24 protein-coding genes are annotated in these 15,126 nt (G+C 66.5%); all 24 read left to right on the forward strand.

Annotated elements, in window-relative coordinates:
• The first annotated feature begins 65 nt into the window (after nucleotides 1–65).
• The 24 genes from ACIPPQ_RS14565 (at nucleotide 66) to ACIPPQ_RS14680 (ending at nucleotide 14,867) form a co-directional block, all read left to right on the forward strand.
• Nucleotides 66–287 (forward strand): hypothetical protein, encoded by a 222-nt coding sequence (locus tag ACIPPQ_RS14565; protein WP_446544790.1) that lies wholly within the window; start codon nucleotides 66–68, stop codon nucleotides 285–287.
• Entirely contained in the window at nucleotides 287–523 is a 237-nt protein-coding gene (locus tag ACIPPQ_RS14570; protein WP_446544791.1) for a hypothetical protein, read from the forward strand. The genes ACIPPQ_RS14565 and ACIPPQ_RS14570 overlap by 1 nt, the downstream gene beginning before the upstream one ends.
• Nucleotides 523–987, forward strand: a complete 465-nt coding sequence (locus ACIPPQ_RS14575) for a hypothetical protein (RefSeq protein WP_446544792.1) — start codon at nucleotides 523–525, stop codon at nucleotides 985–987. The genes ACIPPQ_RS14570 and ACIPPQ_RS14575 overlap by 1 nt, the downstream gene beginning before the upstream one ends.
• Nucleotides 981–2,954, forward strand: coding sequence for a transposase domain-containing protein (locus ACIPPQ_RS14580; RefSeq protein WP_446544793.1), 1,974 nt, complete (start codon nucleotides 981–983; stop codon nucleotides 2,952–2,954). The genes ACIPPQ_RS14575 and ACIPPQ_RS14580 overlap by 7 nt, the downstream gene beginning before the upstream one ends.
• A 13-nt stretch (nucleotides 2,955–2,967) precedes the next feature.
• Entirely contained in the window at nucleotides 2,968–3,963 is a 996-nt protein-coding gene (locus ACIPPQ_RS14585; protein ID WP_446544794.1) for an AAA family ATPase, read from the forward strand.
• 21 nt (nucleotides 3,964–3,984) lie between these two features.
• A complete protein-coding gene (locus tag ACIPPQ_RS14590) occupies nucleotides 3,985–4,638 on the forward strand; it encodes a DUF3164 family protein (protein WP_446544795.1) in 654 nt (217 codons plus the stop codon).
• A gap of 250 nt (nucleotides 4,639–4,888) precedes the next feature.
• Nucleotides 4,889–5,170 (forward strand): hypothetical protein, encoded by a 282-nt coding sequence (locus ACIPPQ_RS14595; protein ID WP_446544796.1) that lies wholly within the window; start codon nucleotides 4,889–4,891, stop codon nucleotides 5,168–5,170.
• Nucleotides 5,167–5,376: a hypothetical protein gene (locus tag ACIPPQ_RS14600; RefSeq protein WP_446544797.1), complete on the forward strand. Its 210-nt coding sequence runs from the start codon at nucleotides 5,167–5,169 to the stop codon at nucleotides 5,374–5,376. The genes ACIPPQ_RS14595 and ACIPPQ_RS14600 overlap by 4 nt, the downstream gene beginning before the upstream one ends.
• Nucleotides 5,373–5,951: a phage protein GemA/Gp16 family protein gene (locus ACIPPQ_RS14605; RefSeq protein WP_446544798.1), complete on the forward strand. Its 579-nt coding sequence runs from the start codon at nucleotides 5,373–5,375 to the stop codon at nucleotides 5,949–5,951. Before ACIPPQ_RS14600 ends, ACIPPQ_RS14605 begins: the two co-directional genes overlap by 4 nt.
• On the forward strand, nucleotides 5,948–6,394 hold the full coding sequence (locus tag ACIPPQ_RS14610; RefSeq protein ID WP_446544799.1) for a hypothetical protein: 447 nt from the start codon (nucleotides 5,948–5,950) through the stop codon (nucleotides 6,392–6,394). Before ACIPPQ_RS14605 ends, ACIPPQ_RS14610 begins: the two co-directional genes overlap by 4 nt.
• 3 nt (nucleotides 6,395–6,397) lie before the next feature.
• Entirely contained in the window at nucleotides 6,398–6,685 is a 288-nt protein-coding gene (locus ACIPPQ_RS14615) for a hypothetical protein (RefSeq protein ID WP_446544800.1), read from the forward strand.
• A gap of 2 nt (nucleotides 6,686–6,687) precedes the next feature.
• Nucleotides 6,688–6,909: a hypothetical protein gene (locus tag ACIPPQ_RS14620; RefSeq protein WP_446544801.1), complete on the forward strand. Its 222-nt coding sequence runs from the start codon at nucleotides 6,688–6,690 to the stop codon at nucleotides 6,907–6,909.
• Nucleotides 6,906–7,166, forward strand: coding sequence for a hypothetical protein (locus ACIPPQ_RS14625; protein ID WP_446544802.1), 261 nt, complete (start codon nucleotides 6,906–6,908; stop codon nucleotides 7,164–7,166). The genes ACIPPQ_RS14620 and ACIPPQ_RS14625 overlap by 4 nt, the downstream gene beginning before the upstream one ends.
• 2 nt (nucleotides 7,167–7,168) lie before the next feature.
• Nucleotides 7,169–7,558 (forward strand): hypothetical protein, encoded by a 390-nt coding sequence (locus ACIPPQ_RS14630; protein WP_446544803.1) that lies wholly within the window; start codon nucleotides 7,169–7,171, stop codon nucleotides 7,556–7,558.
• Between the two features lie 372 nt (nucleotides 7,559–7,930).
• A complete protein-coding gene (locus ACIPPQ_RS14635; protein WP_446544804.1) occupies nucleotides 7,931–8,482 on the forward strand; it encodes a glycoside hydrolase family 108 protein in 552 nt (183 codons plus the stop codon).
• Nucleotides 8,479–9,030, forward strand: coding sequence for a hypothetical protein (locus ACIPPQ_RS14640; RefSeq protein ID WP_446544805.1), 552 nt, complete (start codon nucleotides 8,479–8,481; stop codon nucleotides 9,028–9,030). Before ACIPPQ_RS14635 ends, ACIPPQ_RS14640 begins: the two co-directional genes overlap by 4 nt.
• Nucleotides 9,023–9,247 carry a hypothetical protein gene (locus ACIPPQ_RS14645; RefSeq protein ID WP_446544806.1) on the forward strand — a complete coding sequence of 75 codons (225 nt, stop codon included), beginning with the start codon at nucleotides 9,023–9,025 and terminating at the stop codon, nucleotides 9,245–9,247. The genes ACIPPQ_RS14640 and ACIPPQ_RS14645 overlap by 8 nt, the downstream gene beginning before the upstream one ends.
• Complete coding sequence (locus ACIPPQ_RS14650) at nucleotides 9,247–9,474, forward strand: TraR/DksA C4-type zinc finger protein (RefSeq protein ID WP_446544807.1); 228 nt, start codon at nucleotides 9,247–9,249, stop codon at nucleotides 9,472–9,474. Before ACIPPQ_RS14645 ends, ACIPPQ_RS14650 begins: the two co-directional genes overlap by 1 nt.
• Complete coding sequence (locus ACIPPQ_RS14655) at nucleotides 9,474–9,800, forward strand: DUF2730 family protein (RefSeq protein WP_446544808.1); 327 nt, start codon at nucleotides 9,474–9,476, stop codon at nucleotides 9,798–9,800. Before ACIPPQ_RS14650 ends, ACIPPQ_RS14655 begins: the two co-directional genes overlap by 1 nt.
• Nucleotides 9,797–10,090 carry a VpaChn25_0724 family phage protein gene (locus ACIPPQ_RS14660; protein WP_446544809.1) on the forward strand — a complete coding sequence of 98 codons (294 nt, stop codon included), beginning with the start codon at nucleotides 9,797–9,799 and terminating at the stop codon, nucleotides 10,088–10,090. Before ACIPPQ_RS14655 ends, ACIPPQ_RS14660 begins: the two co-directional genes overlap by 4 nt.
• A 1-nt stretch (nucleotide 10,091) precedes the next feature.
• A complete protein-coding gene (locus ACIPPQ_RS14665) occupies nucleotides 10,092–10,679 on the forward strand; it encodes a phage protein Gp27 family protein (RefSeq protein ID WP_446544810.1) in 588 nt (195 codons plus the stop codon).
• Nucleotides 10,679–12,073: a phage terminase large subunit family protein gene (locus ACIPPQ_RS14670; protein ID WP_446544811.1), complete on the forward strand. Its 1,395-nt coding sequence runs from the start codon at nucleotides 10,679–10,681 to the stop codon at nucleotides 12,071–12,073. Before ACIPPQ_RS14665 ends, ACIPPQ_RS14670 begins: the two co-directional genes overlap by 1 nt.
• Nucleotides 12,070–14,145 (forward strand): phage portal protein, encoded by a 2,076-nt coding sequence (locus ACIPPQ_RS14675; protein ID WP_446544812.1) that lies wholly within the window; start codon nucleotides 12,070–12,072, stop codon nucleotides 14,143–14,145. Before ACIPPQ_RS14670 ends, ACIPPQ_RS14675 begins: the two co-directional genes overlap by 4 nt.
• On the forward strand, nucleotides 14,142–14,867 hold the full coding sequence (locus tag ACIPPQ_RS14680) for a hypothetical protein (RefSeq protein WP_446544813.1): 726 nt from the start codon (nucleotides 14,142–14,144) through the stop codon (nucleotides 14,865–14,867). The genes ACIPPQ_RS14675 and ACIPPQ_RS14680 overlap by 4 nt, the downstream gene beginning before the upstream one ends.
• Nucleotides 14,868–15,126: the final 259 nt, after the last annotated feature.

The following is a 15,126-nucleotide window of genomic DNA, read 5'->3' on the forward strand; positions in this document are numbered from 1 at the left end:
GCGGTCGGCCTGCTCGGGCTGGCGGTGATGGCCGTCACGATCCTGCGCGCGGACGGGAGGCTTTGATGCCGTTCCCCAAAACCGTAGCGCTGATGCTTCAGATCGATGACCGGAACGCCAAGCTTGACGGGCGCTTCGATGAGGCAATGCGCAACATCGGCCTCCCTGTCGAAGCCCATCGGGAAATCATCTCGCTGGCAATCAAGATGGACCGCCGACCGCGCGACGTCGCGATCGCGCTGTTGTGTCTCGGGCTTCAAGCGACACGCGAAGAGGAGGCCAACTGATGGGCAATCTTCGTCCCGCACCGGCCGAGCTGACGCCGCAGCGTATCGACAGCCTGTTCGCGGCGCTCGACGCGAAAGAGCGCGCCTACGTGGAAATCACATTGCGCCGGCTGGGTCTGCCCGACGCCGATATCGCCGCCGTGTTTGCGCTCGCCAAGACGATCGGGCGGCACCCGCTCGCGACCGCTGGCGGATTGATCGGCTCGGCGCTGGACGCGCTGGAGCGCCGTAGCTGATGGCGAAGGCTCGCGCCCTCAACCAGCTTGCTTTCGCGTTCGAGGCGCCGCGTCCGGCGACGCACGCGGCTGCGCTGGCCGGCATGGACGCGCGGGTCGCGACGACGGTTGGCGAAGCGCTGAACAGCGCCGGGCGCGACCGGGCGATCATCGCCGCCGAAATGAGCGTGCTGCTCGACGAGACGGTCACGAAGGACATGCTCAACGCATGGTCGGCGCCGGGCAAGGAGAAGCATAATATCAGCTTCTCGCGGATGCTGGCGCTGATCTCGGTCACCAAGCGCTTTGACCTGCTCGACCGCGAGCTGCGCGAGATCGGCGCGGCCGTCCTCGTCGGCGAGGAAATCCACACTGCCCGACTGGGCCACCTGAAAACCAAGATTGCCGAACTCCAGGCAGAGGCGCGGGGCCTCGAACGCATGGGGTTGGCTCAGCCTATCGAGAGGGGCCGGGGGGAATGCTGATCCAGAACAAGCTGTGGTTCACGGCAAGCGAGCTGGAAGAATTGCAGCTTTCGGGCCTGCCGAAACGCAAGCGCGACATCAACCGCCTCGCCGACGCCGAGGATTGGAAGCTGGCGGTGGACGCGAGCGGTTCGCCGCTGGCCCGGCGCCATTCGGGCCATGGCGGCGGGTTCGAGTATCATATCAACCTGCTGCCCGCCGCCGCGCGCGCCGACCTCGTCCAGCTTGGGCAGATCGGCGACGGCAGCGCGCGTACCGATGCGGGCGAAGGCTCGCCCGGCCTGTGGCAATGGCTGGAGCGCCAGCCCGAGGCGGTGCGCGCCGAGGCGCAGCGCCGCGCCCATATCCTTGCCCGTATCGACCTGTTCGAAGGATCGGGGATGACGCGGTCGGCGGCAGTAATGGCCGTCGCCACCGCCGAGGGCATCAGCGTCGGCACGATCTGGAACTGGCGCCGCCTCGTCGAAGGCGTGCTTACGGCCGACCGGCTGCCCGCGCTTGCGCCGCGCCGCCAGGGCGGCGGCGTCGAGGCCGACATAGACCCAGAGCTGTGGACCGAGCTGCTGTCGGACTATCTGCGCCCGTCGCAGCCGCGGTGGAGCGAGAGCTATCGCCGGATCGAGACGGAACGGGCGACACCGCAAGGCAAGACAATGCCGCATAGCCGGACGCTGTGGCGCAAGTTCCAGCGCGAGGTTCCCGAACAGGTCGTCGTACTGCGGCGCGGCGGCGAAGAGAAGCTGCGCCGGATGCTGCCCGCGCAAATCCGGTCGGTCGCCGATCTGCACGCGATGGAGCTGGTGAATATCGACGGGCACCGTGTCGACGTGTTCGTCCGGATGCCCGACGGGCGGATCATCCGCCCGACAATGATCGCGATCCAGGACGTCTATTCGCGCAAGTTCCTGAGCTGGCGGTTCGCCGAAACCGAGGACATGGTCACGGCGCGGATGGTGTTCGCCGACCTGTTCGCGAAATGGGGCATCCCCAAGGGGCTGCTCGCCGACAACGGGCGCGCGTTCGCGTCGAAGTGGCTGACGGGCGGCGCGAAGACGCGCTTCCGCTTCAAGATGCGCGACGAGGACCCGGTGGGCCTGCTCGTCAACCTTGGCATCAATATCCACTGGGCGAAGCCGTATCGCGGCCAGTCGAAACCGATCGAACGCGGCTTTCGCGACCTGTGCAGCCAACTTGCCAAGCGGCCCGAGTTCGAGGGCGCCTATACCGGCAACAAGCCCGATGCGAAGCCCGACAACTACGGGTCCAAGGCGGTCGATTACGACACGTTCGTTGCGGTCTGGAACGCCGGGATGGAGGCGCATAACAGCCAGCGCGGGCGCCGTAGCGAGATGGCCGCGGGGAGGCACAGCTTCGACGAGGTGTTCGAGGCGAGCTATGCCCGCGCGCCGATCGGCAAGGCGACCGAAGAGGCGCTGCGCCTCGCCCTGTTCGCGGCCGACAAGAAGCGTTGCGACCGGAACAGCGGCGCGATCGAGATCGAGGGCAATCGGTATTGGACCGAAGAGCTGGCCGATATGCGCGGCAAGCTGGTCACGGTGCGCTTCGACCCCGAAAATCTCCATGCTCCGATCCACGTCTATGACATGGCCGGGCGCTTCATCGTCACCGCGCCGGTTTGGGAGGCGACGGGCTTCCTCGACATGGGCGCCGCGAAGAAGCGGCAGCGGCAGGAACGCGACTGGAAAAAGAAGACGAAGGCGGCGGTCGAAGCGCTCGACCTGCTCAGCGCCGAAGAACTGGCCGCGCGGATGCCCGTGCGTGGCAGCGAAGAAAGCCGCCCGGCGCCCGGCGCCGCCCGGATGGTTCGCCCGCGCGGACATGCGGTCGTCGCGCAGATGAAGCCCCTCTCACAAGTCGCTGAGAACCCCCTGAGCATCCCCCAAGGCGAGGAGACGATCGACCGCCTCGCCCGCGCGGCCGAGCGGCAACTGCGCGCGATCGATTGATAGGAGAGAGACGTTGAACAACCCCGAAGATTTTCCCGTCGACGAAGACGAGCTGCGCGCCTGGATCAACGAGCGCCGCGGCCGCACCGGCATATCGTGGAAAGGGATCGCCGACGAGAGCGGCATCGCCCAGGGCACGATCTCGACCTGGGCGACCGGCGCCTATGCCGGCAATGGCCAGAATGTCGCGAAGAAGGTGTTCAAATATCGCCAGTTGCTGGCGTCGCGCGAGGATCAGGCCGCGGAGGAAGAGGCCGCGGGCCTGTCGAACGGCCCCTATTACATCGAGACGAAGACGGGGCGGCGCCTGAAGGGGCTGATGATCCGCGCGCATACAGGCAGCAAAATCACCTATGCGGCGACGGGGTCGGGCCTCGGCAAGAGCCGGGAAGCCGAGAATTACTGCGCCTGCGTTGCGGGCGCTTACATGATCACGCTCGATCCGGTGACCCGGACGCCGACGGCGGTAATGGAGCAGGTGCTTCGCGCGCTCGGCGCCCGTCCCGGCACGAGCTGGGCGCGGCAGATGTCCGCGCAGATCATGGACCTTGTGCGCGGCAAGCGCCGCCTGCTGATCGTCGACGAGGGCAACTGGGCGCTCTTCGAGACGCTGGAGCTGTTCCGCACGTGGAATGACCTCGCCGGCCTCGGCATCTGCCTGCTCGGCAACGAGGAGCTGCACAAGACGATCCGCACGGGTGCCGGGCTGTCGCAGCAGCATAGCATCGCGCGCCTCAATCGCCGGATCAGCCAGGGCCATCTTCAGGATATGTCGCTCGACGAGGATATCGACGCCTATCTCGATGCCTGGAAGATCGAGGACCGCGACGGCCGCGCGCTGCTGAAGCGCGTCGGCACGACTGCCGGGACGGGCGGGCTCGGCGAGATCAACGAGATCATCGAGAACGCCGCGCTGCTCGCCTTTGAGGACGGGCAAGCGCTGACCCACGGCCATTTGCGCGAGGCGATGGCGGCACGCGCCACCAGCTACCTCCGCACCCGATCCTGACCCCAACCGAGGAGAATGAGAATGAACCAGATTACCGCAATCGCACCGGCCCATCCCGCGACGATCGACGTCGGCGGCAAGCCCTATCTGCGCGACGCAAAGGGCAATCTTGTCCCCGTCGAAACGGTGAAGGCGACCGACCTGCTGATGGACGAGACGGTCCGCAAGATCACGGGCTTCGCCCGCGAGCTGTCCGAACAGATCGCGCGCTTCAAGGGCCACACGTTCGAGGACGTCGGCGCGCTCCAGGCATTGTTCCGGCAGGAATATGAGGCGCCACTGGGCGGGCAGAAGGGCAACATCACCCTGACCACGTTCGACGGGTGCCAGAAGGTGCAGGTGCAGATCGCCGACCTGATCGAGTTCGGTCCCGAGCTGCAAGCTGCCAAGGCGCTGATCGACGAATGCCTTGTCGACTGGTCGGCCGACAGCCGCACCGAACTGCGCGCGATCGTCAACCGCGTCTTCAGCGTCGAGAAGGAAGGCCAGATCAACCGCGCCGAGCTTTTCATGCTGCTGCGCGTCGAGGTCGAGGACGAGCGCTGGCAGAACGCCATGCGCGCGATCCGCGACAGCATCCGCGTCATCGGCTCCAAAACCTATGTCCGCTTTTACGAGCGCGACGAGGCGGGCGACCAGTGGCGGCCGATCTCCATCGATCTGGCGAGGGTGTGATGGGCGTCCCGCACCCCCTCCTGGCTGGCCACGATCTCGCGAGGTTCGAGCTAAGCATCAGGAACGCGGACAGCGACCTGATGTGGCCGCGGCGCTTCCTGCGCCGTCGCCCCTCGCTGCCGGTCTTCGTCGCCGGGCGTGTCAACCGCTGCCCGGACTGTAACGGCGAGGCCTTCGTGGTCGGCCGCATCACTGCCGAGTGCAGCGGATGCGGCCTGCCGCTGGCGCTCGTTGAACAGCGGAGGTCGTCATGAGCGGTGCTCAGAAGCTAACCTACGCGACGAACAGGCCGATCGGATATGATGGCCTGAACGACAATGAACGGCAGGTTCTGGCGCTTTGGGACGCCTATGTGCCGGTCAACCAGATCGCCGACCGGACCAAGCTGTCGCGAGGATTTATCGAGCAGGTCGTCTCGGAATTTTCCGTCACCGCGCACGAGCCGTGGAAGGGCGATGCTCGCCAGGGCAGCACGGCCTTGCTCGCCGCGCTGCGCCACCATCACCCGGCGCACTGCGGAGCCGCTTCATGAGCGCCTTCGGCTCGGTTCGCGATCGCATGGTTGAGGCGGGCATGATCGATGGCGCCACGGGGCGGATGACCGCCGCGGGCGTCGCCTACACCGACCGCATCATCGCCGAGCTGAAGACTGCCCCGCCGCCGCCCGATGGCGTCCGGCCTCACCCCGGCGCGCGCCTGCCCGGCGTGCGGTGGAACACGCAAAGGACAGGGAAATGAGCGCAGCAATGAAGATGATCCATGTCGCCAAGCGCGAACTGGGGATCGACGATGATGATTACCGCGTCCTGCTCGGCCGCGCGACGCATGGGGCAACGACATCGCTCCGCAAGATGACGGACGCGCAGCTTCAGGACGTCATCGGCGAGATGAAGAAGCTCGGGTTCGAGCCGACGACAGCGGGTCGCAAGGTCAAGGGGCCGTTCGCGCCCAAGCTGCTCGCGCTTTGGCTGTCGGGCTGGAACCTCGGCATTGTCCATAGCAAGGACGAAAAGGCGCTGATCCATTTCGTGGAGCGCCAGACGGGCATCGCGCACGTCCAGTGGCTCCGCGATCCGCGCGACGCCGCCAAGGCGATCGACGGGCTGAAGCTGTGGATCGCTCGCGAGGCGGGCGTGGAATGGCCGAAGTCCACGGCGGCGACGGGCCGCGAATACAAGGTTGCGGTGATCGCGGCGCAGCATCGGCTGCTCGGCCTTGCCGATTGCGATGTCGATATCGCGGCGAGCAGCGATGCGCGGCTCGACAAGATCATCGCGGCGCTCGGCGCGCGGATCAGGGAGGCCAAGCGATGACCAAGTCTCTCGATATTCTCGTTGCGATCCAACACGCCCTTTATGCTGCCGCCGATAAGAAGAAGATGGACGCAATTTTCGGCCGTCCGGATTTGATGCTCGAACTGGAGCGCAGCTCGGCCGTCATCAGGCCCAATTTGAACCGGCCTCTGCCCGACACCTTGTTCGGCGTTCGGTTCGAGCCCAATCCGATGTTCCCGATGCGAACGACCTGCTCGGCGTGCGACGGGACCGGGGAAGGCGGCGACGAAGCCACCTATTGCGGGAGCTGCGACGGCGCGGGCGCGCACTTGACCGAAGGCATTATGCGCAACGGCGAACAGACGATCCTGATGCGGTCGGCGCTGCCCAAGAAGTTCGCGCCCTATTTCCCGAAAGATATCCCGCTGCCGCGCCGTCCGGAGACGCGCAGTCACGATATCCCCTATCCGGTGAAGGGCTAAGCCATGGCCCGCCTGAAACCGACCCGCGCCGATGAGCTGCGCCGCCATCGCGCGATCTTTGAATATGCCCGCCGCCATGACCTGTCGCTGATCGATGCCGAGAAGGCGCTGGTGCGGCTGGCATGGGAGGCCGCGAACGAGCGGCTGTGGAAGGTGCGCCAGTGCGGGCGGCGCGCTGGCCGCACCCATGCAGCCGCCGTCGTCGACGCGATCGCCGAGCAGGGCCGCACGCTTGGGATGGAGTTCGACCGCCCGCCACCCGCCGATGCACCTTGGATGATGAGGGATTGATTATGGCCAGAAAGACTTCCCCTGAAGCCGAAGAGGGCCGCGCCTGGTTCGCGATCCTCGGCGGCATTCCCGCGATCCTGGCATGGATCGCTTATGGCCTTTGCTGGCTATTGGAACCCCGGCTTGCCGGTGAACAGGACCCGCTCCTGTGGGCCGGTTATACCGCTGGCGCCTATTATCTGATCGTCGCCACGTTCGTCGTCGGGCCGGTGATCGTCATATGAGCGGTCCCCGTCTTTCCGATCATGCTGTGCTTCGTTTCCTTGAGCGCTCGGGCGTCCAGGTCGAGCAGCTCCGTGCGACGCTCGAATCGGCGCTGGATCGCGCCGGGCGCGCCGCGGCCGAGCTGGAAGCCAGTGAATATCTGATCGTCCTCGACGATCTGACCTTCGTCGTTCGCGGCGGGACGGTGACCACGATCCTGCCCGAAGGGTCGCCGGGTGCCCGCGCCCGCGCGCTCGCCGCGGGATATCGCCGGTAGATATGACGACGCTTCCTCCCTTGCTGGCGGAAATCGCTGAGGTGGCCGGGGAAGAGGCCGCGCTGGCGCTCGCCCAGGCGTGCGGGGGAACGCGCGTCTATATTCCGCCCGTGATCGACGCCGATCACTGGATATCGAAGCTGATCGGCCACGATGCGGCGTCGCGCGTCTGCGACCGGCTGACGGCAGGGTTCGCCGGGCGAGGCTTCGATATCCCCCTTGGCCCGACCGGAAACAACGCCACCTTTCAGTCGATGCAGGCGCACGTGGACCGCATGATACTCGCCGGACGCTCCGAACGTGACATCGCGCGGGCGACCGGTTACACGACGCGGCAGGTCCGGCGCCGCCGCGCGAAAATCCGCGACGACCGCCAGATGAGCTTCCTCTAAACCCCGTCTTTCGTTGCGACCGGACAGATGTCCGGGGCGCGGCAAACCCCCATCGCAGACTAGCCCTTTCCTCGACACGGCGCGCGCGGCGCGCCTTTCGATTTCGAGGAGCGCGCACATGCGATCAATGGGAATGCGAGCGTTGGGATTGGTTTCGGCACTCCTTGGGCTGCCGGTAGCTGTTGCTGCGGCGCCCGTCGCGCTGCCGGAGCCTTCCGCCTTCATGCCAAGGCGCCATAGCTTCGCCGCGATCCATTATCGGACCAAGGGCGCCTATCGCAGCCGCGGCAAGCAAGCCCGCCCGCGCAAGCGCTCGAACCGCCTTCACATCAGCCGCCGCGTCCGTCGCGCGCACCGCCGGAGCAAGGCGGCATGAAGACGGTCCTGCAACTGATCGACGAGGTCATCGACCGCGAGGGCGCGTATGTGAACCATCCCGCCGATCGCGGCGGGCCGACCTGCTGGGGCATCACCGAAGCCGTGGCGCGCCAGAACGGCTATCAGGGGCCGATGCGCAACCTGCCGCGCGAACAGGCGGCGGAAATCTATCGCAAGCTCTATTGGCTGAAGCCCGGCTTCGACAAGGTCGCGGCGCGCGCGCCGACGCTCGCGGCCGAGCTGTTCGATACCGGCATCAACATGGGCACCGCAATCGCAGCCGGCTTCCTTCAGCGCGCGCTCAATGTGCTCAACCGGTCGGGGCGTGACTATCCCGATATCGCCGTCGATCGCGCGGTCGGTCCGCGTACGCTCAGTTCGCTCGACGCCTTCCTGCGGGTGCGCGGCCGCGCGGCCGAAGCCGTGCTGCTGAAGGCGGTCGAGGCGCTCCAGGGCGAACGCTACATCGCGCTCGCCGAGAGGAACCCGAGCCAGGAGGCGTTCGTCCATGGCTGGCTCGCCAACCGGATCGGCAACGCGGGATGAGCGTCGTCGCATCCAGCGCGATCGTTGCGGCTGTTCGCCGCTTCTGGTGGGTCCTGCCGCTGGCCGCGTTGTTCGCCTGGGCGATGATCCTGCGCGCCGAGAAGGCGTCGCTCGGCTCTGATCTGCTCGCCGAACGGAACGCCCACAAAGCCAGCATCGCCTCGTGGGATGCGGCGGTGAAGACGGCGCAATTGCTCGACTTGGAGAACAAGCGGTTTGTCGAGGAGCGGCAGGCTGAGGAAAGCGAAAGGATCGCCCATGACTATGAAGCTCGCATTGCCGATGCTCGCGCTCGCGCTGCTGTCAGCCTGCGCACCCAAGCCGCCGCAGCCGATCAAGGCGGTCGCGGAGGCGCGCCAGTGTCCGGCGTTCCCGATCCCGCCCGGCGAGTTGGTGAGGCGACCTGTGAAGCTGGACTTCCTGCCGCCCTCGATGCCGCCGACGCCCTGATCGCGACCGAACAGGCGATCCAGCTCGATGCGCTGATCGACTGGGTTGGCGCGCAATCCCGCATTTCGATCAACGAGAAGGATGAAGCTCATGACTAGCGGCGGCGTGAAGCCCTGGTGGAAGTCGCGGACGATCTGGGCGGCGCTCGGCGTATTCCTGATCACCATCGCCCCCGAACTGGGGCTGTCGAGCGAGGATGCGACCGGCCTGGGCGGCGCGGTCGGCGATATCGTCACCGGGGCGCTCGCGCTGGCCGCGATCGTCGGGCGCCTGCGCGCGAAGGATCGCATCGGCGCGCCCGGCCCCGACGCCTGATGTATCTCGCGGGGGAACGCGCGATCGAGCAGGCCGAGGCGATGGTCACCGCCGAGCGCGACAAGGCGATCGCCGACATTCGCGCGCAGCTCGCCGAACCCGGCGCCGACGCGTGCGAGGATTGCAGCGAAGAAATTCCGAAAGAGCGCCGGGCGGCGATGCCGTCGGCCCGGCGCTGCGCAACTTGTGAAACCCGCCGCGAACGCGCGGCAAAGCGGGGGTGGTAATGGATTTTGATGCTTTCATGCGTTGGGCCGGCGCGATCGCCCTGGCGCTGACCATCGTCAACACGGCGTGGATCATGGCCGGTCGCGGCGCGAAGCCGTTCACCGAACGGCAGAACAAGCACAGCGAGGACCTGAAGGATCATGACCGGCGCATCCAAGCGCTGGAGGGTGAAGCGAAACACGCCCCGACCGGTTCGCAAGTCACCGACCTTCGCCTGTCGGTCGAGCGTCTCGACGGCCACGTCAAACGGCTGGAAGAGTCGATGAGCGGCCTCACCCATACCGTGCGCAGCATGGACAACTTCCTGCGAGGCGAGAAGGCATGAGCTGGCAGGAAAAGGTCGCGCATGACGCGCGGTTCATCATCCTTCGCGAGCTGGCGCAGCAGACCGATGGCGCGCTCAACTCGGTATCGCTGCGCCGGGTGCTCGACGTCTATTTCATTCGCCCGGTCGAGTGGATCGATACGCAGCTCGTGAAGCTCGCGGCGCTGGAAGCGATCGAGCTGACCCGCGCGGGCGACGTCGCGATCGCGAAGATCACGCCCGCGGGCCGCGATCACCTCGACGAACGGTCGATCATCTCCGGCATCACGACGCCTTCGGAATTTCGCTGACATGACCGCGCCGGGCGACAAGGAGCGGCAGGAAGGCCGCGGGCGCCTGTCGTCGATCGACATGCTGCCCGAGGAAGCGGAGCCGGATATCCTGTGGGCGCTGGAGCAGCTTCGCGAGCGCAGCACGCCCGCGAAGATGATCCTCGTCGAGTTCAACGCGCGGCTCGCCGATCGCGGCCTCGCGCCCGTGAGCAAGTCGGCGTGGGGGCGCTGGTCGATCCGGAAGGCGATCCAGTTCCGGCGTCTCGACGAGGCCCGCCACATCGCGTCCGAGCTTGTCCCCTCGCTCGGCACCGATGGCCCCGATCATGTGACGATGATGATCGCCGAGATGGTGAAGGTCTCGGCGCTGGAGCTGCTCGAAGGCGGCGACGTGAGCAGCAAGGGCCTGATGGAGCTGTCCCGCGCCGTTTCGTCGGCGGTCGCGGCGCAGAAGGTGTCCGCCGAGAACCGGCGCAAGCTGGAGGTCGAGGTCGAGCAGCGCCTGGCGAAGGCGGCGGCGGCGGTCGCCGAGGTCGGAACGGCCGCGGGCGTCGGACCCGATACGCTCAAGAAGATCACCAACCTGCTTACCACCGGGCAGGCTTGATGGGCCGCGCGCGCATCCTTCCAGCCAATCCCGGCGCGATCTTCCTGCCCAACCAGTCGCGGTGGATCAACGACAACTCGCGCCTGAAGCTTGGGGAGAAGGCGCGGCAGATCGGCTTCTCCTGGTCGACCGCCTATGCGTGCAACAAGCGCACGGCCGTGCAGGGCGCGCGCTTCGACCAGTGGGTCTCGTCGCGCGACGATATACAGGCGCGCCTCTTTATCGAGGATTGCAAGCTGTGGGCGGGCGTCATGGACATCGCCGCGCGCGATCTCGGCGAAATCGTGCTCGACCCCACGGAAAAGCACTCGGCCCATGTGCTGCGCTTTCCGAACGATCGGCGCATCCATTCCATGAGTTCCAACCCCGACGCCCAGGCGGGCAAGCGAGGGAGTCGCGTGCTCGACGAGTTCGCGCTGAACAAGGACCCGCGCAAGCTGTGGACGATCGCCTATCCCGGCATCACCTGGGGCGGGTCGCTCGAAGCCTTTTCGACGCACCGCGGGTCGAAGAATTTCTTCAACGAGCTGGTCCGCGAGGTCAAGGAAGGCGGCAACCCCAAGGGCATCAGCCTGCACACCGTCACGCTGCAAACCGCGCTCGACGAAGGGTTCCTGTGGAAGCTTCAGCAGAATCTGGCCGAGGACGATCCCCGCCAGGAGATGACCGAGGCGGAATATTACGACTTCGTCAAAGCCGGCTGCGCCGACGAGGAAAGCTTCCTCCAAGAGTATATGTGCATCCCCGGCGACGACGATGCGGCGTTCCTGGAATATGACCTGATCGCGTCGGCCGAATATCCTAACGGGACGAACTGGGGCCAGATCGAAGGCGGCGAGCTGTATGCCGGCGTCGATATCGGCCGCAAGCATGACCTTACTGTCCTGTGGGTGGTCGAGAAGCTCGGCGACGTGCTCTATACGCGCCACATCGAAGCGCTGCGCAAGATGAGCAAGCCCGACCAGGAGAAGATACTCTGGCCGTGGATGGAGCGCTGCGCGCGCACCTGCATCGACTATACCGGCCTCGGCATCGGCTGGGGCGACGACGCGCAGAAGAAGTTCGGCACCTACCGGGTCGAGTGCGTCACCTTCACTCCGCACGTCAAGGAAGCGCTGGCCTATCCGGTGCGCGGCGCGATGGAAGCGCGCCGGCTGCGAATCCCCTACCAGAATGAAATCCGCGCCGACCTTCGCTCGATGACGAAGCAGGTCACCGCCGCGGGCAACATCCGCTTCACCGCCGAACGCACCGTCGACGGCCACGCCGACCGCTTCTGGGGCCTCGCCCTCGCGATCCACGCGGCGAACGGCATCGAGGGCGCCCGCTGGCGTCCGTTGATCGAAAACGAGGCTGGGCAAAGCCCCGAAGAAGAGAATTGGACACCCGCATGATCGGTCGTTTCGTCAAAGCCGTCCGGGCGACGCTCGACAATTTTCGCCATGGCGGCGTCTCGTCCTTCTACGGCGCGCTCTTCCGCCGCACGCGGTTCGATTACCGCAAGGAGGTCGGGGACTGCCTGGACGCGTCGGTCGTCATGGCGCCGGTGCAGTGGGTGCAGCGCGCGCTGCCCGAAGGTGAGCTGAAGGTTCAGCGCCGCAAGAAGGGCGGCGACGTCGACGACGTGCCCGATCACGCGATGCTGGCGCTGATCCAGACCCCGAACCCCTATTACGGGGATATCATGCTGTGGTGGGGCTTCGTGCTCAGCATGATCATCGACGGCAATGCCTATTGGATGATCGTCCGCAACGGCCTCGGCCGACCCGCCGAGCTTTGGTATATCCCGCACTGGATGATGGAGCCGAAATGGCCCGCCGACGGCAGCGTCTTCATCTCGCACTATCTCTACACGCCGGGCGGTGGCGCCGCGCAGATGGATATCGCGCCCGAGGACGTCATCCATTTCCGGCACGGCATCAACCCGCGCAACATGCGCAAGGGCTTGTCGCCGATCGACCCCGCGCTGCGCGAGATCTTCTCGGATCTCGAAATCAGCAATTTCGTCGCAGCGCTGCTCCGCAACATGGGCGTTCCCGGCATGGTGATCAGCCCGAAGGGCGGCGCGATGCCGACGCCCGCCGACGTGGACGCGACCAAATCCTATATCCAGTCGCAGTTCAGCGGCGACGGGCGCGGGCGTCCGCTTGTCCTGGGCGCGCCGACCGAGGTCAGCCAGTTCGGCTTCAACCCGAGCCAGATGAGCGTCAACGACGGCCGCGACGTCGCCGAGGAGCGCGTCTGCGCGCTGATCGGCATTCCCGCGGCGATCGTCGGCTTCGGCGCCGGGCTTCAGCAGACGAAGGTCGGGGCGACGATGGAGCAGATGGGCAAGCAGGCCTGGGAGAATGGGGTGATCCCGCTCGGCAAGCTTGCGGCCGACGAACTGAAGCGATCGCTGCTGCCGCAGTTCGGGCGGGCCGACGGCATCAATGTCGTGTTTGACGCGTCGAAGGTCCCGGCGATGCAGGAGGACCAGGACAAGAAGGTGGAGCGCTGGACGCGCATCCTCGATAGCGGCGCGATCACGGTCTACACCTATCTCCAGGCGCTCGGCCTCGATGCCGACGACAGTCACCGCATCTATCTGCGCAAGATATCGGTGATCGAGGTTCCGGAGAATGGCGAGCGTCCCGATCCCGACGCCGGCCCGAAGGATCGCGGGGCGAAGGCCCGCGCCGTGAGCGATGGCGCCTACAAGCGCGGTGCCGCCTATCTGCTGATCCTTCAGCGGCAGGAAAATGGACAGCGAGAGGCGTTCAAGAAGCCTCTCGTCGCCTTCTTCAACCGGCTCGGGAAAGCCGCGGCCGACGCGTCGACCGATTTGCTAGAGGCGGAACTGGGGAAGGCTGCGGCCAAGGACCGGGGCGCGAAAAGCGACGATCTGATCGTCGAGACGATCCTTGACCGGCTCGGCATCCCGAAATGGGCGAGCGAGCTGCGCGAACTCTATCAGGCGCAGTATCTGGAGATCGCCGAGTCGGTCGGCGAAGCGGCCGAGGCCGCGGGGCTTGGCGCGTCGCTTCCCGATCCGGTCGCGCAGTCGATCGTCGCGGCGGGCGGGCGCCGCGCCGGGCTGATCGATCTCGACCGGCAGACGCGCGCGGCGCTGTTCGATGCGCTCGCCGAGGGCCGCGCGGCGGGCGAAGGCGCGGCGCAGCTCGCGGCGCGCATCCTGCCCGCCGTCGCCAGCGGGCCTTCGCTCGACCCCGAGGTCCGCGCGCTGCGGATCGCGCGGACCGAGGCGAAATATGCGCAGAACATCTCGACGATCGAGCGCGGCCGCGCGGCGGGCGTCACCAGCTTCATCATATTCGATGGCCGTCTCGGGCCGGGCCGATCGCTGCTCTCGCACATCGCGCGCGACGGGTCGATCGCCGGCATCCAGCAGGCGGCGGTGATGGCCGACGCCGAGCATCCCAACGGCACGCTGAGCTTTGCACCCAATTTTGAAGAGGACGAATGATGCAGATCAAGAGCATGACCATCAAGTCGATGGACGAGGCCGGCAAGGGGCTGGCCGAGCTGGCGACGCTGTCGGCGGTCGACAATGACGGCGACACCTATGACCGGGGCGCCTTTAGCTGGAAGCCGGGCGGTCACCAGTGGGCGATGATGATGCCCGCGCACGATCGGCGTAAGATGCCGTTCGGCAAGGCACGCGTCTATGAGGAGGGCGACAAGGCCTTTGCCGAGCTGAACCTCAACCTCAAGACGTCGGCGGGGCGCGACTGGCACCAGGCGCTGCTCTTCGATCTCGAAACCGGCGACCCGGTGCAGGAATGGTCCTATGGCTACAACATCGTCGACATGGACTATCGGGTCAGCGGCAACAGCCGGGTGCGCGTGCTGAAGCGGCTCGATGTCGACGAGGTATCGCCCGTGTTGCGCGGGGCGGGCGTCGGCACGCGGACCCTGTCGATCAAGGGCGCGAAGCTGCGCGACGAGCATCTGGCAGGCCTGATCACCGATCTCGGCGCGGTCGCCTCGGCGGTCGATGCCGATCCCGCCGCGGTATCGGCGACCGGGCTGAAGCAGCTCCGCGAGATCAGGGACGCGATCACCCGCGTGCTTGCCGGCGACGACGGCAGCGGTGACCCCGCGAAGGCCGCATCGACGGTCGCGACCGATACGGCGCTGACCCATTTCATGCAGCACCAGGAGAGCCTTCGCCGGTTCGGTCGCTGATCGCCGCAGAACGCGTTCCGGAGGCCTCAGGCGCCCCGTCTGCCCGCGTGGGCACCTTCTTTGCGCCCTGTGGGCCTTCTTAGCGCTTCTTAGTGGCCTTTCGATCGGCCCGTCTCCCCCTCGATCGCGAGGCGGCGGCGGGCCGGTTGTCTTTTGGGGTCCGCTTCGTCTACACGGGGAGCGCTCACCAAATCGCCATCAACCCTTTGCGCCGGACACGTGTCCGGGGCGCATAGCCGTTCGCGCTGCTGCCACATGG

This window comes from Sphingopyxis sp. LARHCG72 (genome assembly GCF_052871675.1).

Bases quoted from the DNA above. Each gene is read 5' to 3' on its own strand.
- ACIPPQ_RS14565 (WP_446544790.1), top strand. From the start codon at position 66: ATGCCGTTCCCCAAAACCGTAGCGCTGATGCTTCAGATCGATGACCGG.
- ACIPPQ_RS14570 (WP_446544791.1), top strand. From the start codon at position 287: ATGGGCAATCTTCGTCCCGCACCGGCCGAGCTGACGCCGCAGCGTATC.
- ACIPPQ_RS14575 (WP_446544792.1), top strand. From the start codon at position 523: ATGGCGAAGGCTCGCGCCCTCAACCAGCTTGCTTTCGCGTTCGAGGCG.
- ACIPPQ_RS14580 (WP_446544793.1), top strand. From the start codon at position 981: ATGCTGATCCAGAACAAGCTGTGGTTCACGGCAAGCGAGCTGGAAGAA.
- ACIPPQ_RS14590 (WP_446544795.1), top strand. From the start codon at position 3,985: ATGAACCAGATTACCGCAATCGCACCGGCCCATCCCGCGACGATCGAC.
- ACIPPQ_RS14595 (WP_446544796.1), top strand. From the start codon at position 4,889: ATGAGCGGTGCTCAGAAGCTAACCTACGCGACGAACAGGCCGATCGGA.
- ACIPPQ_RS14600 (WP_446544797.1), top strand. From the start codon at position 5,167: ATGAGCGCCTTCGGCTCGGTTCGCGATCGCATGGTTGAGGCGGGCATG.
- ACIPPQ_RS14605 (WP_446544798.1), top strand. From the start codon at position 5,373: ATGAGCGCAGCAATGAAGATGATCCATGTCGCCAAGCGCGAACTGGGG.
- ACIPPQ_RS14610 (WP_446544799.1), top strand. From the start codon at position 5,948: ATGACCAAGTCTCTCGATATTCTCGTTGCGATCCAACACGCCCTTTAT.
- ACIPPQ_RS14615 (WP_446544800.1), top strand. From the start codon at position 6,398: ATGGCCCGCCTGAAACCGACCCGCGCCGATGAGCTGCGCCGCCATCGC.
- ACIPPQ_RS14620 (WP_446544801.1), top strand. From the start codon at position 6,688: ATGGCCAGAAAGACTTCCCCTGAAGCCGAAGAGGGCCGCGCCTGGTTC.
- ACIPPQ_RS14625 (WP_446544802.1), top strand. From the start codon at position 6,906: ATGAGCGGTCCCCGTCTTTCCGATCATGCTGTGCTTCGTTTCCTTGAG.
- ACIPPQ_RS14630 (WP_446544803.1), top strand. From the start codon at position 7,169: ATGACGACGCTTCCTCCCTTGCTGGCGGAAATCGCTGAGGTGGCCGGG.
- ACIPPQ_RS14635 (WP_446544804.1), top strand. From the start codon at position 7,931: ATGAAGACGGTCCTGCAACTGATCGACGAGGTCATCGACCGCGAGGGC.
- ACIPPQ_RS14640 (WP_446544805.1), top strand. From the start codon at position 8,479: ATGAGCGTCGTCGCATCCAGCGCGATCGTTGCGGCTGTTCGCCGCTTC.
- ACIPPQ_RS14645 (WP_446544806.1), top strand. From the start codon at position 9,023: ATGACTAGCGGCGGCGTGAAGCCCTGGTGGAAGTCGCGGACGATCTGG.
- ACIPPQ_RS14650 (WP_446544807.1), top strand. From the start codon at position 9,247: ATGTATCTCGCGGGGGAACGCGCGATCGAGCAGGCCGAGGCGATGGTC.
- ACIPPQ_RS14655 (WP_446544808.1), top strand. From the start codon at position 9,474: ATGGATTTTGATGCTTTCATGCGTTGGGCCGGCGCGATCGCCCTGGCG.
- ACIPPQ_RS14660 (WP_446544809.1), top strand. From the start codon at position 9,797: ATGAGCTGGCAGGAAAAGGTCGCGCATGACGCGCGGTTCATCATCCTT.
- ACIPPQ_RS14665 (WP_446544810.1), top strand. From the start codon at position 10,092: ATGACCGCGCCGGGCGACAAGGAGCGGCAGGAAGGCCGCGGGCGCCTG.
- ACIPPQ_RS14670 (WP_446544811.1), top strand. From the start codon at position 10,679: ATGGGCCGCGCGCGCATCCTTCCAGCCAATCCCGGCGCGATCTTCCTG.
- ACIPPQ_RS14675 (WP_446544812.1), top strand. From the start codon at position 12,070: ATGATCGGTCGTTTCGTCAAAGCCGTCCGGGCGACGCTCGACAATTTT.
- ACIPPQ_RS14680 (WP_446544813.1), top strand. From the start codon at position 14,142: ATGATGCAGATCAAGAGCATGACCATCAAGTCGATGGACGAGGCCGGC.